The sequence below is a fragment of the Brevundimonas sp. genome, from assembly GCF_030704825.1.
In the GTDB taxonomy this organism is placed as follows: Bacteria; Pseudomonadota; Alphaproteobacteria; order Caulobacterales; family Caulobacteraceae; genus Brevundimonas.
The window spans coordinates 1-13,122 of record NZ_JAUYNX010000039.1; the positions used below are offsets into that span (position 1 = coordinate 1).

Sequence of the window (13,122 nt, forward strand, 5' to 3'; positions counted from 1 at the left end):
ACCCAGACGGGCAAAGCCGGCCCAGTCGTCCTCCACCTCGATCGTTCGCAACGTACCACGGCTCGTCTCGACGTCGGCGGAATGCCAACCGGCGTCCAGCGCACCGTACCAGCCGTTCGGCTCGGCGTTGGCGACTCCGGCTGTAAACAGCCCGGCCATCGCGACGCCGGCGAGAAGTTTCACCTTCATCATATCCCTCATACTCATGGTTGCCCGAAGTCCCCGTTTATACGGGGCGCTCACAAGGCCGAACGACAATGTACGGTCCCGGTTCCTCATTTTGGTTATGAATGCGGCGACTGTGGCGCCATTTCAACACATTGGCCGGTTTTTCCCGGATCGACAGGGCTGCTAAGAGCGGAGACGGCAGCAGGAGCAGACGAGATGGCGATGAGATTCGACGGCCGGGTAGCGATCGTGACGGGGGCCGGCGGCGGTCTGGGGCGCGAACACGCCCTCGCCCTCGCCAAACGGGGCGCAAAGGTGGTCGTCAACGACCTCGGCGGCGCCCGCGACGGCTCGGGCGGATCCGCGACGGCGGCCGAATCGGTCGTCTCCGAGATCCGGGCCATAGGCGGAGAGGCGATCGCCAACGCCGCCTCGGTCACCGATGCCGCCGCGGTCGAGGCGATGGTTCAGGCCGCGATGGCGCAATGGGGTCGTGTGGACATCCTGGTCAACAACGCCGGCGTCCTGCGCGACAAGACCTTCGCCAAGATGGAGCTCGACGATTTCCGCTTCGTCATGGACGTCCATCTGATGGGCGCCGTTCACTGCACCAAGGCGGTGTGGGACATCATGCGCGAACGGAATTACGGCCGCATCGTCATGACCACCTCGTCGTCGGGCCTGTACGGCAATTTCGGCCAGTCCAACTATGGTGCGGCGAAGATGGCGCTGGTGGGATTGATGCAGACCCTGTCGATCGAGGGGGCGAAGAACGATATCCGGGTCAACTGCCTGGCCCCGACCGCCCACACCCGGATGACCGAGGATCTGGGCGCGCGCCTGCCGCTGGACCTGCTGGGTCCCGACACGGTTTCGCCGGGTCTGCTGTGTCTCGTCAGCGAGGACGCCCCCAGCCGCTGCATCCTGACGGCCGGGGCCGGCGGCTTCGAGCGCGCCTATGTGACCCTGACCCAGGGCATCCGCGCCGTGGGCGACGATGCGCCGGAGCAGGTCGCCGCCCGCTTCGCCGAAATCTCGGACCGCACGGGCGAGATCGTCCCCGAAATGGGCGCGGCCCAGGGCATGATCGAACTGACCAAGGCGCAGGAAGCCTCTTCCTGACTGGCTCTCGCCCTTCGCGCCGCATGAGCCTGGGGCGGACCCCTTGCCTTGACCCAGCGGCAAGCGCCTAGGGTCGAAATTGCATCCGCGCTCAAGCCGCGAGCGCCAGCGCCCAACAAAGGATCATCGAAGATGTCCCGCGAAGCCGTCATCGTCTCCACCGCACGCACGCCCATCGGCCGCGCCTATCGCGGCGCCTTCAACGACACCCAGGCGCAACAGCTGGGCGCCCATGCGGTGCGCCACGCCGTCGCCCGCTCGGGCGTCGACCCGGCCGAGATCGAGGATGTGGTCATGGGCGCGGCCCTGCAGCAGGGCTCGACCGGCACCAATGTCGCCCGCCAGATCGCTCTCGCCGCCGGCCTGCCCGTGACCACGGCGGGCATGAGCCTGGACCGGCAATGCGCCTCGGGCCTGATGGCCATCGCCACGGCGGCGAAACAGGTCGTGCATGACGGCCAGGTGATCGCCGTCGGCGGCGGCCTGGAGAGCATCACCCTTGTGCAGAACCAGAACATGAACCTGCACCGGCTCAAGGACGAGACTCTGCTGAAGCTCCAGCCCCACGTCTATATGTCGATGCTCGAGACCGCCGAGGTGGTCGCCGCCCGCTACGGGATCGGCCGCGAAGCCCAGGACGCCTACGCCCTGCAATCCCAGCAGCGCACCGCCGCGGCCCAGGCCGCCGGCCATCTGGACGCCGAGATCGTGCCCATGACTACCACCATGCTGGTCATGGACAAGGCAACGGGCCAGACCTCGTCGAAGGAGGTGACCCTGTCGAAGGACGAGGGCAACCGCGCCGACACAACGCTGGAAGGCCTGTCCTCGCTCAAGCCGGTGTTCGGCGGCGGCGAGGAAATCTCCGAAGGCCGGTTCATCACCGCCGGAAACGCCTCGCAGCTGTCCGACGGCGCCTCGGCCAGCGTCATCATGGACGCGAAGGAGGCGGAACGCCGGGGCCTTCAGCCGCTGGGCGCATACCGCGGCATGGCGGTGGCCGGTTGCGAGCCCGACGAAATGGGCATCGGCCCGGTCTTCGCCGTGCCGCGGCTGCTGGAGCGCCACGGCCTGACCGTCGACGATATCGGCATCTGGGAGCTGAACGAGGCCTTTGCCGTGCAGGTCCTCTACTGCCGCGACCGGCTGGGCATTCCGGACGACCGCCTCAACGTCTCGGGCGGCGCGATTTCGATCGGTCATCCCTATGGCATGTCGGGCGCGCGGATGACCGGCCACGTCCTGATCGAGGGCAAGCGGCGCGGCGCGAAATACGGCGTCGTCACCATGTGCATCGGCGGCGGCATGGGCGCCGCCGGCCTGTTCGAGATTTTCTGAGTTGGTCAGCGGCTCCCGTCACCAAGGATGGCTGAAACCGCTGCGCGGTTTCAGCGGAGCGGCGGGCCTGTTCGAGATCTGGTGACGGGTCAGCCTCGCCCGTCCCCGGGGCGCGGCGCGGCCGCCCCGGTCGAAACCGGCCCGCCGGCCTCGGCGCATTGCGCCTCCCATTCGGCGCGCCGGGCCTCCATCAGGGCGTACCACCGCGCGCGCAGAACGGCGGGGCGACCCGGATAATGGTCCTCGAGGAAATCGACCTCCACCACCCGGTCGGTGCGGAAGGTGCGGAAGTCCTCGCGCGTCTCGCACCATCCGACCAGAAGGCGCTTGGTTTCGCGATAGCCGACCAGGCACGGCCATATGATCCTCAGGGTCTCCTGCCCCTGTTCGTCGGCGTAATGCAGCCGCAACTTTCGACCGGCGTGGATCGCGGCGCGGACGCGGGCCATGTCCAGGGTCTCGACCTCATGCCTCCACACCGGAGCGCTGGCCACGGCGGGCTCCAGCAGCACGGGCCGCAGCCGTTCGGGGACCGTCGCCGCGATCTTGGCGATCAGGTCGCGGGCGGCGCGGGCCAGCGCCGGATCGCCGCGTCCCGCCACCCACTGGGCTCCCAGCACCGCGGCCTCGACCTCGTCCGAGGTCAGCATCAGCGGCGGCATGTCGAAGCCGCCCTCCAGGACATAGCCCAGGCCCGCCTCGCCCCGGATCGGCACGCGCTGGCTCATCAGGGTGGCGATGTCGCGGTAGATGGATCGTTTCGACGTCTCCAGCTCGGCCGCGATGGCCTCGGCCGTGACCGGCTTCGAGGACCGGCGCAGCACCTGGATGATCTGGAACAGGCGGTCGGCGCGTCTCATTCGAGCACCATGGATGACGGCTGCTGACAGCATGCTGGCAGCAGGATGGCGGTAGTCAACCCTGGCCGGCGGCGAGGGGCCGCCCGTTCCCCGCGCTCAAGCAGCGAGCGACCATGTCGCGAGCGGTAGCGCCTCATGAAGGAGACATCCGATGCTGACGCTGTTTCACGCGCCCTGGTCCCGGTCCTCGCGCCTGGTCTGGCTGCTGGAGGAGATCGGGGCCGACTACGAGATTCGCTATTGCGACATTCCCCGCATGGACGGGACGGGCGCGCGCGATCCGCTCAATCCGCATCCGGACGGCAAGGTTCCCGCCTTGTTGCACGGCGATGTGCTGGTCACCGAGTCGGCCGCCATCGCGCAGTATCTGACCGATCTGTTTCCGGAAGCGGGTCTCGGCACGCCGGTCGGCTCACCCGAGCGCGGAGCCTATCTGACCTGGCTGGCCTGGACCGCGGGCGAAATGGAGCCGGCCTACTGGAGCAGGATCAGCGGCGCGATGGAGGGCGATGTGAAGGCCCAGACCCGCTACGACGCGGTCATCGCCCGCCTTTTCGGGGCCTTGGCGCGCGGGCCCTTTCTGATGGGCCAGCGGTTCACGGCGGTCGATGTCATGGTCGGCAGCGCCTTGGCCTGGGGCCGGGAATTCTCGCCGGCCAGCGCGGCGCTGGACGCCTACCTCGCGCGGATCATGGACCGCCCGGGCAACGTCCTGGCGGCCGCGAAGGACGGCACGCCGCCGCTGGCGCGGGTGGCCTGAGCGATCAGGCCGCGTGGGCGGGGGCGGCGTCGCCCTTCCCGCCCGCCGGACGCTGGATGGCGCGCAGGGTGGCCACAAATTCGTCGCGCCAGACGCCCACGTCGGTGTCGCGCACCACCTGCATCAACGCCTCCCATTTCCTCCGACGTTCGGCCAGGGGCATGGTCAGGGCGCGCTTGATGGCGTCGGACAGTTCCTCGCGGCTGAACGGATTGACCAGCAAGGCCTCGCCCATCTGTTCGGCGGCGCCGGCGAACCGTGAAAGGACCAGCACCCCGGGATCGTCCGGATTCTGGGCCGCGACATATTCCTTGGCCACCAGGTTCATGCCGTCCCTCAGCGGCGTCACCAGGCCGACCCGCGCCGCACGGTAGATGCCGGCCAGCTGGTCCCGGCGATAGGTCCGGTTCAGGTACCGGATCGGCTGCCAGTCCATCTCGGCATAGGCCCCGTTGATGCGGCCGGCCAGGGCGTCCAGCCGCCCGCGAATGTCCTGGTAGGTGTCGACCTCGTCGCGCGAGATCGGCGTCACCTGAAGCAGCAAGACCTCCGATCGCATGTCGGGGTTGGTTTCGAGAAACTGTTCGTAGCCCAGCAACCGCTCCTCCAGCCCCTTGGAATAGTCGAGGCGGTCGACGCCCACGATGAGGGACCGGAAGGCGGCGGAGGCGGCCATCCGGTCGTAGGATCGCTGGCCGAGGGCCGAGTTTCGCGCGGCGATGAAGCCGTCGACGTCGATGCCGATCGGGAAGACGCCGGCCTGGACGGTCTTGCCGAACGCCTCAAGCGCGTCGTTGGGCAGCAGCCGCCCGTTCACGCTGGGCTCCGAAGCCACGTAGTCGCGGAACAGGTCCAGCCACTCCCTGGTCTGGAACCCGATCAGGTCGTAGTCGAACATCGCCTCCACCAGCCGCCGATGATGGGGCAGGGTCACCAGCAACTGCCGGACCGGCCAGGGCGTATGCAGGAAGAAGCCGATGCGGTTGCCGATCCCCAGCCGCCGCAGGTCCCGGGCCAGGGGGATCATGTGATAGTCGTGGATCCAGATGATATCGTCGGGCTGGATCAGCGGCGCCAGGACCTCGGCGAACCGGGCGTTGGTGCGCTCATAGCCTTCGCCGTATGACCGCTCGTAGGCGGTCAGGTCGACCCGGTGGTGGAACAGCGGCCAAAGGGTCTTGTTGGCGTAGCCGTTGTAATATTCGTCGACGTCCTGATGCTCGAGGTCGACCAGGGCGACGGTGACGCCGGACCGGTCCTCCATCTTCAGCGCGCCGGTGAAATGTTCGACCGTCTCGCCGGACCAGCCGAACCACAGGCCGTCGTATTTCCTCAGCGCCGCCGACAGCGCCATGGCGAGCCCCCCCGCGGACCCGGCGGCGGGGTCCTTCGGCGCGGACACGCGGTTGGAGACGACGATCAGGCGGCTCATGGACGGTTAACGGCCTCGCTCGCCTTCAGGTCGCAACGCGATTTCGTGAGCGGACCCGTCATCTCGCGTCGGTCCACGACCGGCTCAGCATCACGGCGCAGTTGATGATGCCGACGAGGGAATAGGTCTGCGGATAGTTGCCCCATAGCTCCTTGTCGCCCAGCGACAGGTCCTCGGACAGCAGGCCCGCATGGGTGCGGCGGCTCAGCATCTCCTCGAAGATCGCGCGCGCCTCCTCGTCGCGGCCGTTCTGGTGCAGGGCCTCGATGAACCAGAAGGTGCAGAAGTTAAACGCCGTCTCCGGCTCGCCGAAATCGTCCGGCTCGACATAGCGGAACAGATAGGGACCCTTCTTCAGGTCGCGTTCGATGGCGTCGAAGGTGGCGACCTGTCGGGGGTCCCGGGGGTCGAGGAAGCCCAGGTCGGTCATCTGCAGCAGGGAGGCGTCCAGTTCCCGGTTGCCGAAACTGGCGGCGAACCGGCCTTCGTCCTCGAGAAAGGCCTCCTTCTCGATCCGTACCCGGATGATCCCGGCCCGCTCGCGCCACACCTCCGCCCGCGCGACCAGCCCCATGTGATCCGCCGCCTTGGCCAACCGATCGCAGGCCGCCCAGCACATGACCGAGGAATAGGTGTGGACCCGCGCGATGGTGCGGAACTCCCACAGGCCCGCGTCGACCTGGTCGTGCATGGCGAAGGCGCGGTCGCCGACCTTTTCCAGGGCGTGGAAATCCTCGATCGTGCCCGGCCGCAGCAGCCGCTGGTCGTAGAAGGCCTGGACCAGCGGCAGGACGATCTGTCCGTACACGTCGTGCTGCAGATGCTCGCGCGCCTGATTGCCGATGCGCACCGGCTTCATGCCGCGATAGCCCTCGACCGCCTCGGTGATCCGTTCGTCGATGTCTTCTTCCAGACCGACGCCATACACCGGCTGGACATGCCCCCCGCCCGATGCGTCGACCAGATTGCGCAGATAGCCGAGGTAGTTCTCCAGCAGGTCGACCGCGCCCAGCCGGTTCAGCGCCCGCACCACATAGTAGGCGTCGCGGATCCAGCAGTAGCGGTAGTCCCAGTTGCGCCCGCTTTCGGGAAATTCGGGCACCGAGGTGGTCATGGCGGCGACGATCGCCCCGGTTTCCTCATAGGCGCAGAGTTTCAGGGTGATGGCGGCGCGGATCACCGCCTCCTGCCAGTCCAGCGGGAGGTAGAGGGTGCGGACCCAGTCCTGCCAATAGGCGATGGTGCGGTCCAGGGCCGCCGAAACCCCGGGCCCCACGTCCTGGTCGTAGCCCTCGTCCGGGCCGAGGAAGAAGGCGTGGGGCCCCTCGAGCCGGAAGACCCGCTCGTTCAGGATGTGGGACACGGGACAGTCGGTCGTCAGCCGGAAGGTGACGTCCGTGCACAGATAGCGGATGTGGTTCGAGCCGCTGGTGCACTCCGCCCGGCGGGCGCCCCAGTCGGCGGACGGGCGAAGGCGCACCCGGATGCGCGGCGACCCGCTGAGCGGACGCACGATCCGGCCGAAGGCCAGCGGCCGGTAGGTGCGGCTGTGTTTCGGATGCCGGGGCGCGAAATCGATGACCTCCACCGAGGCCCCATCCTCGGCCGTCAGGACCGTGCGCAGCACGGGGGTGTTGCGGACGTAGGCCTGCTCGACCTTTTTCCGCCCCTCCAGCTCGATATCCCAGAAGCCGTGATCCGGATCGAACCCGTCCATGAGGGCCGAGAACACCGGATCGCCGTCCACGCGCGGCGCGCAGGCCCAGACATAGCGGCCGTCGCGGTCGATCAGCGCGCTGATCGAACAGTTGCCGATGGGCGCGAGGTCCAGGTTGGGGGTCATGCGCCCTCCTCGACGGCGTTCAGCCAGGCCAGAACGGCCGCCACGTCGGGCAATCCAAAGCGGGCGCCGGTCTCGCGCGGCGGCCCGACCAGGACGCCGAACCCGCCCAGGGCGGCGGCGGCGCGGAAGCCGTCCTCGTCCGTCAGATCGTCGCCCAGCATGACCGGAACGGATCCCGCGAACGGCGGCTCCTGCATGAAGGCGGTCAGCGCCGTGCCCTTGCTGGTTCCGGGCGTCTTCAGCTCCACGACCAGGTTGCCCGCCTGCAGGGCCAGGCCGGTCTCGCCGGCCAGCCTCTGGGCCAGCGCCACGGCCGCGGCCGCCTCCGCCGGCGCGCCGCGATAATGCAGGCCCGCGGACACGGCCTTGTCCTCGACGATGACGCCGGGCCGGGTGCGGGCGAAGCGTTCGAAGGCGTCGACGGCGTCCCGCACGGCCGGCGCGGCCTCGGCGCGGTGAAGCGACCCATCGGCGCCGCGTCGCTCCAGCCCGTGCACCCCGGAGGCCGAAGCGGCGCTGGCCTCGGCGATGCGGTCGATCTCGGCGATGGTCCGGCCACTGATGATGGCGACCCGTCCGTTCAGTCGGTCCGCCACGGCCCGGAGCGCCGCCGTTCGCTCCGGATGCGGCACGACGGCGTCGGGGGTCTCGGCCAGCGGAGCCAGCACGCCGTCCATGTCCAGGAACAGGGCCGGTCGCGCCAGGCGGGCGGGCGGCGGCGGCAGCGGACGCGAAACGGCCTCGACCGGCGCGGCCGCGCCGTCGGTGATCAGGTGAGACGTCCGCATGGCCTACTAACGCGGTGCTCCGGCAAAGGTTGACCCGGCGGGCGCATTTTCTCGCATTGCAGCATTCCGCGGCCGGGCGGCGGGCGATTGTGATTCTTCCCCCGATGCGCCACATCGCCGGAATGAGCGATACTGCGAACCCCGTCCTGTCCGCCGATCCCGCCGCGATGACGGCGCGGGCCCGCGAAGTGATCCGCCTCAATATCGCGGCGCTTAAGGCGCTCGAGACGGGGCTCGACGACAGCCTCGGCCGGGCGTGCGAAATCATCCTGTCGCGGCCCGGCTATGTGGTCGTTACCGGCATGGGCAAGTCGGGCCATATCGGCGGCAAGATCGCCGCCACCCTGGCCTCGACCGGGACCAACGCCTTCTTCGTCCACCCCGCCGAGATGAGCCATGGCGACCTGGGCATGCTGCGCAAGGACGTCACCCTGCTGGCCATCTCCAACTCGGGCGAGAGCCGCGAGTTGCGCGACCCGCTGATCTTCTGCCAGCGCGAGGGCATTCCGGTGATCGGCCTGACCCAGCGGCCCGGCAGCTTTCTCGGCCGCGCGTCCGCCGTCTGCCTGACCATGCCGCAGGTGGCCGAGGCCTGCCCCAACGGTCTGGCCCCGACGACCTCGACCCTGATGACCCTGGCCCTCGGCGACGCCCTGGCCATGGTGCTGATGGACCGGCGCGGCTTCACCGCCGAGGCCTTCGGCCTGCATCACCCCGGCGGCAAGCTGGGCATGAGCCTCCAGAGCGTGCGCGACTGGATGGGCGACCGCCCGCCGGCGCCCGCCGCCGTCCCCCTGACCGCGACCTTCGCGGAGGTGGTTTCGGCCATCACCGAGGGGCGCAAGGGCGCCGCCGCAGTGCTGAACGGCGACGGGACCCTGGCGGGGATCGTCACCGACGGCGACGTGCGCCGCGCGTTCTCGCGCGACCTGAGCGGACTGACGGCCGCGGACGTAATGAGCCCCCGTCCCAAGGTGATCGGCCCCGACGCGAGAATGAGCGACGCCATCGATCTGATGACCCAGAACAGGATCGCCACCCTGCTGGTGGTCGAGGACGAGCGGCCGCTGGCCGTCGTCCACATCGCCGAACTGATGCAGGCCGGCTACGTCAGCTGAGCCTCGGCGTGGGGTGTGGGCTATTGAACGGGACCGGACCGGGCCCGCGAGAACCGTGGCGTTACGCCCCACACCCCACACCCCACACCCCCACTCAGTACGCCCGTCGCCCGTCGATATTCCCCGGCGGCGAATAGCGGCAGGCCAGGACCGACCGGTCGCCGCGGGATTCGATGGCGCAGCCGACATGGGTCGTGCCCGACCAGATCATCTGGCTGTAGTGGCCGATGTCGGTCCAGTTCCCGGTGCGGCTGACGTTCGGGAACACGCCGTGGCGGTAGTGCCGCTTCTCGGCCGTCCATTCGGCGACCATTTCCTCAGGGGTCCAGACGCGGCCGCCCCAGCCGGTCCACAGGTTCTCGCCATGTCCGTGCATCGCGGGATCGTGTCCCCACCGGCCGGTCATGACCAGTTCGCGGGCCCAGACGCGCGCTTCCGCCTCCAGATTGTCGTCCCAGACCAGCGGCGGGGTTCCGACCCGGGCCCGCTCGGCGTTGTGAGCCGCCAGCAACCGCGCCTCGACCCGGTCCGACGGAACGGCGTCGCGCGGGGGATCGGTCGCCAACACGGGCCGCGGGCCCGCGAGCGGGTCAGCGCAGCCCGGCGTGGCCACCAGGGCGATCAGGACGGCGAGGGGGGCGAGGCGTCGCATGGCATCTCCGGAACCAGTCCGCGGAAAGCGCTCGCCCCCCCGCCCCGTTCCGTCAAGTCGCTGGCGCGCCCGCGACCGCGTCCAGCGACGGCTCCTCGCCGCCGTTCTCCTGGCGCAAGGTCAGCGGCTCGGCGGGCTTGCCGGCCTGGAATTCCTCCATCGCCGTGGCCTTGCGGCTCCGCATGCGATCGGCAAGGGCGTCCATGTCGAGACCGGCGGCGCGGGCCTGGCTGAACATGCCCTCCGAACGCTTCTCCTCTTCCTCGACATGGTGCTCGATCATCTCGGACAGCACCTTGACCTTGGCGTCGTAGAAGTCGTCCCCGGCTCCGCCCGCCTCGATCTCGTTGATCAGCTGTTTGGCGCCGTCGTGCTCGACATAGGCTTCCTTGAGCAGGTCCTCCTCGATCCGGCCCTTGCAGGCCGGATAGAATATCTCCTCCTCGATCACCGTATGGACCTTCAGCTCGAGGCAGGCCTGTTCGGCCAGCTCCTGCTTTTTCGACCGGCTGGTCGCCTTCTCGAACGCCGCGAAGATCTCCTCCACCTTGCGGTGATCGGCCTTCAGCATCGCGATCGCGTCCATCTCTTCATAGGTCTGGGCCATGGTCTCGTCCTCCTGATAGCGGGTGTGATGGCCGCTTAAGACGCGGAGAAGGCGGGCGTTCCCACGGCCCAGCTAGCTGAGAGTCGTTCTCGGGATTCAGCCCTTCCGGGCGTCCGGCGCCCGACATAACGGCGCGTTTTCACCGGTCCTGCGTTCATGAACCGAACCGGAAGGAGCTGCGACCATGATCGACCACATCGGCCTCGACGTCAGCGACATCGGCCGGTCCCGCGCGTTCTACTCGGCCGCGCTCGCGCCGCTCGGCTACCGACTCGTCGCGGAAGAACGGGACGGCGCCTGGACGGTGGTGATGTTCGGGATCGAAGGCCCGGAATTCGTCATCGCCGACAAGGACCGGCCCGGCGAGGCCAACCACGTGGCCTTCCGCGCCCGAACCCGCGCCGAGGTCGACGCCTTCCACGAGGCCGCGCTGACGGCCGGCGGTCGAGACAACGGCGCGCCCGGCGTGCGGGAAAATTACGGCCCGACCTACTACGCGGCCTTCGTCCTCGATCCCGACGGCTTCAATATCGAGGCGGTTTGCCACGCCCCGGGATGATGCGACCGTTTTCGACGCCGGGGCATGCTAGCGTCAGCAGACTGGAACCAGCGGGCCGGAATTTCCGAAGTGTCCGAAAGTGTCCCACGAATTTTTCGCTCCCTCGGACACTTCGGCGGGGTTGGCGAAAAAACTTGACGTTGACGTAAACGTAGGGTTTCTGACCAACACGCTTGAATCCGTCCTTATTGGAGACGCACTCCCATGGCCGAAGCCTATATCTACGACGCGGTCCGCACGCCGCGCGGCAAGGGCAAGAAGGATGGGTCCCTGCACGAGATCACAGGCCTCAGCCTGGCGACCCAGGTGCTGGAGGCCCTGCGCGACCGCAACGACCTGGACACCTCGAAGGTCGACGACGTCATCCTCGGCTGCGTCACCCCGGTGGGCGAACTCGGCGCCGACATCGCCCGCACCGCGGTTCTGTCGGCGGGCTGGGCCCAGACCACCGCCGGCGTCCAGGTCAACCGCTTCTGCGCCTCGGGCCTCGAGGCCGTGAACATGGCCGCGGCCAAGGTGAAGTCCGGCGAGGCCGACTTCGCCGTCGGCGGCGGCATCGAGGCCATGAGCCGGGTGCCGATGGGCTCCGACGGCGGCGCCTGGCCGGTCGACCCGTCCTCGGCCTTCCCGACCTATTTCGTGCCCCAGGGCGTCTCGGCCGACATGATCGCTACCAAATACGGTTTCAGCCGCGACGACGTCGACGCCTACTCGATGGAAAGCCACAGGCGCGCCGCCGCCGCCTGGGCCGACGGCCGTTTCTCGAAATCGGTCATCCCGGTGAAGAACCAGCTCGGCCTGGTCCAGCTGGACCGCGACGAGACCATCCGCCCCAATACCGACATGCAGACCCTGGGGGCCCTGAACCCGTCCTTCGCCATGATGGGCGAAATGGCCTTCGACAGCGTCATCAACCAGCGCTACCCCGAGGTCGAGCGGGTTAACCACGTCCACACCCCGGGCAACAGCTCGGGCATCGTCGACGGCTCCGCCGGCGTCCTGATCGGCACGCTTGAGGCCGGCCAGGCCCTCGGCCTCAAGCCCCGCGCCCGCATCGTCGGGGCCGCCTCGATCGGCTCCGAGCCCTCGATCATGCTGACCGGCCCCGAGTTCGTGACGAAGAAGCTGCTGGCCAAGCTCGGCATGACCACCGCCGACATCGACGTCTGGGAGCTGAACGAGGCCTTCGCCGCCGTGGTGCTGCGCTACATGCAGGCGCTCGACATCGACCATTCGAAGATGAACGTGAACGGCGGCGGCATCTCCATGGGCCACCCGCTGGGCGCCACCGGCGCCATGATCACCGGTATCGCCCTGGACGAGCTGGAGCGCTCGAACAAATCGACCGCCCTGATCACCCTGTGCATCGGCGGCGGCATGGGCACCGCCACCGTCATCGAGCGCGTCTAAGGGCCATGACGCTGCGTCCCGTCACCTTCGCGGACCTCGACACGGTCTGCGACCACCGGCGTCGGATGTTCGCCGCCGCCGGTCGTGACGCGGCGGTGCTGGACCGGATGGATCCGGCCTTTCGGATCTGGGCCGCCTCGCGGCTGCGCAGCGGCGAATACACGGGCTGGATCGTCGAGGCGAACGGCTGGCCGGCGGCGAGCGTGGGCCTGATGTTCATCGACTGGCCGCCCCACCCCGAACACCCCCACTGCGACCGCCGCGGCTATGTGCTGAACCTGTTCGTCGAGCCGGACCATCGCGGCCGGGGGCTGGCCCGCCAGCTGATGCGGCGGGTCGAGGAAGAAGCGCGGACGCGGGGCGTCGACTACCTGATCCTCCACCCGACCGCCCAGGCGCGGCCGATGTACGAAACCCTGAACTGGCAGGCGACATCCGAGATGTCGCTGCGTCTGAACTGAAAAC

General features: G+C 68.7%; 13 protein-coding genes and 1 pseudogene. 7 read left to right on the forward strand and 7 right to left on the reverse strand.

The window, feature by feature from the left end:
• Positions 1-189: pseudogene (locus Q8Q71_RS16725) on the reverse strand (cell envelope biogenesis protein OmpA); the annotation flags it as partial.
• Between the two features lie 195 nt (positions 190-384).
• Between Q8Q71_RS16725 and Q8Q71_RS16730 the strand changes: the two are divergent.
• Together Q8Q71_RS16730 and Q8Q71_RS16735 are read left to right on the forward strand one after the other, a co-directional pair.
• Positions 385-1,290 carry an SDR family NAD(P)-dependent oxidoreductase gene (locus Q8Q71_RS16730; RefSeq protein WP_305760732.1) on the forward strand — a complete coding sequence of 302 codons (906 nt, stop codon included), beginning with the start codon at positions 385-387 and terminating at the stop codon, positions 1,288-1,290.
• A 132-nt stretch (positions 1,291-1,422) separates the two neighbouring features.
• Positions 1,423-2,628, forward strand: a complete 1,206-nt coding sequence (locus Q8Q71_RS16735; RefSeq protein ID WP_305760733.1) for an acetyl-CoA C-acyltransferase — start codon at positions 1,423-1,425, stop codon at positions 2,626-2,628.
• An 89-nt stretch (positions 2,629-2,717) separates the two neighbouring features.
• Here the strand turns inward: Q8Q71_RS16735 and Q8Q71_RS16740 are convergent, their stop codons facing one another.
• On the reverse strand, positions 2,718-3,488 hold the full coding sequence (locus Q8Q71_RS16740) for a YafY family protein (protein ID WP_305760734.1): 771 nt from the start codon (positions 3,486-3,488) through the stop codon (positions 2,718-2,720).
• A 151-nt stretch (positions 3,489-3,639) separates the two neighbouring features.
• Here Q8Q71_RS16740 and Q8Q71_RS16745 point away from each other — a divergent pair, with 151 nt between their 5' ends.
• The gene (locus Q8Q71_RS16745) at positions 3,640-4,248 is read left to right on the forward strand and encodes a glutathione S-transferase family protein (RefSeq protein ID WP_305760735.1); all 609 of its coding nucleotides are present in this window, start codon (positions 3,640-3,642) and stop codon (positions 4,246-4,248) included.
• A 4-nt stretch (positions 4,249-4,252) separates the two neighbouring features.
• On the opposite strand, the gene Q8Q71_RS16750 is transcribed toward Q8Q71_RS16745, so the two are convergent.
• From Q8Q71_RS16750 to otsB, 3 genes are read right to left on the reverse strand one after another with little or no spacing between them, the layout of a single operon-like run.
• Positions 4,253-5,680 (reverse strand): trehalose-6-phosphate synthase, encoded by a 1,428-nt coding sequence (locus Q8Q71_RS16750; protein ID WP_305760736.1) that lies wholly within the window; start codon positions 5,678-5,680, stop codon positions 4,253-4,255.
• Between the two features lie 58 nt (positions 5,681-5,738).
• On the reverse strand, positions 5,739-7,523 hold the full coding sequence (locus Q8Q71_RS16755; protein ID WP_305760737.1) for a glycoside hydrolase family 15 protein: 1,785 nt from the start codon (positions 7,521-7,523) through the stop codon (positions 5,739-5,741).
• Entirely contained in the window at positions 7,520-8,311 is a 792-nt protein-coding gene (gene otsB, locus Q8Q71_RS16760; protein WP_305760738.1) for a trehalose-phosphatase, read from the reverse strand. The genes Q8Q71_RS16755 and otsB overlap by 4 nt, the downstream gene beginning before the upstream one ends.
• A 122-nt stretch (positions 8,312-8,433) precedes the next feature.
• Here otsB and Q8Q71_RS16765 point away from each other — a divergent pair, with 122 nt between their 5' ends.
• A complete protein-coding gene (locus Q8Q71_RS16765; protein WP_305760739.1) occupies positions 8,434-9,429 on the forward strand; it encodes an SIS domain-containing protein in 996 nt (331 codons plus the stop codon).
• A 94-nt stretch (positions 9,430-9,523) separates the two neighbouring features.
• On the opposite strand, the gene Q8Q71_RS16770 is transcribed toward Q8Q71_RS16765, so the two are convergent.
• Together Q8Q71_RS16770 and Q8Q71_RS16775 are read right to left on the reverse strand one after the other, a co-directional pair.
• Positions 9,524-10,081, reverse strand: a complete 558-nt coding sequence (locus Q8Q71_RS16770) for a CAP domain-containing protein (protein ID WP_305760740.1) — start codon at positions 10,079-10,081, stop codon at positions 9,524-9,526.
• Between the two features lie 52 nt (positions 10,082-10,133).
• Positions 10,134-10,688, reverse strand: a complete 555-nt coding sequence (locus Q8Q71_RS16775) for a hemerythrin domain-containing protein (protein ID WP_305760741.1) — start codon at positions 10,686-10,688, stop codon at positions 10,134-10,136.
• Positions 10,689-10,872: 184 nt separating this feature from the next.
• Between Q8Q71_RS16775 and Q8Q71_RS16780 the strand changes: the two genes are divergently transcribed.
• The 3 genes from Q8Q71_RS16780 to Q8Q71_RS16790 all read left to right on the forward strand — a co-directional run bounded on the left by Q8Q71_RS16780 (position 10,873) and on the right by Q8Q71_RS16790 (position 13,118).
• Positions 10,873-11,247 carry a VOC family protein gene (locus Q8Q71_RS16780; protein ID WP_305760742.1) on the forward strand — a complete coding sequence of 125 codons (375 nt, stop codon included), beginning with the start codon at positions 10,873-10,875 and terminating at the stop codon, positions 11,245-11,247.
• A gap of 204 nt (positions 11,248-11,451) precedes the next feature.
• Positions 11,452-12,657 carry an acetyl-CoA C-acetyltransferase gene (locus tag Q8Q71_RS16785; protein WP_305760743.1) on the forward strand — a complete coding sequence of 402 codons (1,206 nt, stop codon included), beginning with the start codon at positions 11,452-11,454 and terminating at the stop codon, positions 12,655-12,657.
• Positions 12,658-12,662: 5 nt separating this feature from the next.
• Positions 12,663-13,118 (forward strand): GNAT family N-acetyltransferase, encoded by a 456-nt coding sequence (locus tag Q8Q71_RS16790; protein ID WP_305760744.1) that lies wholly within the window; start codon positions 12,663-12,665, stop codon positions 13,116-13,118.
• The last annotated feature ends 4 nt before the right edge of the window (positions 13,119-13,122 follow it).

What these genes read in the sequence shown, in the direction of transcription:
- Q8Q71_RS16755 (WP_305760737.1), bottom strand. Translation starts at nt 7,523, where the DNA reads ATGACCCCCAACCTGGACCTCGCGCCCATCGGCAACTGTTCGATCAGC.
- Q8Q71_RS16750 (WP_305760736.1), bottom strand. Translation starts at nt 5,680, where the DNA reads ATGAGCCGCCTGATCGTCGTCTCCAACCGCGTGTCCGCGCCGAAGGAC.
- Q8Q71_RS16735 (WP_305760733.1), top strand. Translation starts at nt 1,423, where the DNA reads ATGTCCCGCGAAGCCGTCATCGTCTCCACCGCACGCACGCCCATCGGC.
- Q8Q71_RS16745 (WP_305760735.1), top strand. Translation starts at nt 3,640, where the DNA reads ATGCTGACGCTGTTTCACGCGCCCTGGTCCCGGTCCTCGCGCCTGGTC.
- Q8Q71_RS16785 (WP_305760743.1), top strand. Translation starts at nt 11,452, where the DNA reads ATGGCCGAAGCCTATATCTACGACGCGGTCCGCACGCCGCGCGGCAAG.
- Q8Q71_RS16730 (WP_305760732.1), top strand. Translation starts at nt 385, where the DNA reads ATGGCGATGAGATTCGACGGCCGGGTAGCGATCGTGACGGGGGCCGGC.
- Q8Q71_RS16780 (WP_305760742.1), top strand. Translation starts at nt 10,873, where the DNA reads ATGATCGACCACATCGGCCTCGACGTCAGCGACATCGGCCGGTCCCGC.
- Q8Q71_RS16775 (WP_305760741.1), bottom strand. Translation starts at nt 10,688, where the DNA reads ATGGCCCAGACCTATGAAGAGATGGACGCGATCGCGATGCTGAAGGCC.
- Q8Q71_RS16765 (WP_305760739.1), top strand. Translation starts at nt 8,434, where the DNA reads ATGAGCGATACTGCGAACCCCGTCCTGTCCGCCGATCCCGCCGCGATG.
- Q8Q71_RS16770 (WP_305760740.1), bottom strand. Translation starts at nt 10,081, where the DNA reads ATGCGACGCCTCGCCCCCCTCGCCGTCCTGATCGCCCTGGTGGCCACG.
- Q8Q71_RS16790 (WP_305760744.1), top strand. Translation starts at nt 12,663, where the DNA reads ATGACGCTGCGTCCCGTCACCTTCGCGGACCTCGACACGGTCTGCGAC.
- otsB (WP_305760738.1), bottom strand. Translation starts at nt 8,311, where the DNA reads ATGCGGACGTCTCACCTGATCACCGACGGCGCGGCCGCGCCGGTCGAG.
- Q8Q71_RS16740 (WP_305760734.1), bottom strand. Translation starts at nt 3,488, where the DNA reads ATGAGACGCGCCGACCGCCTGTTCCAGATCATCCAGGTGCTGCGCCGG.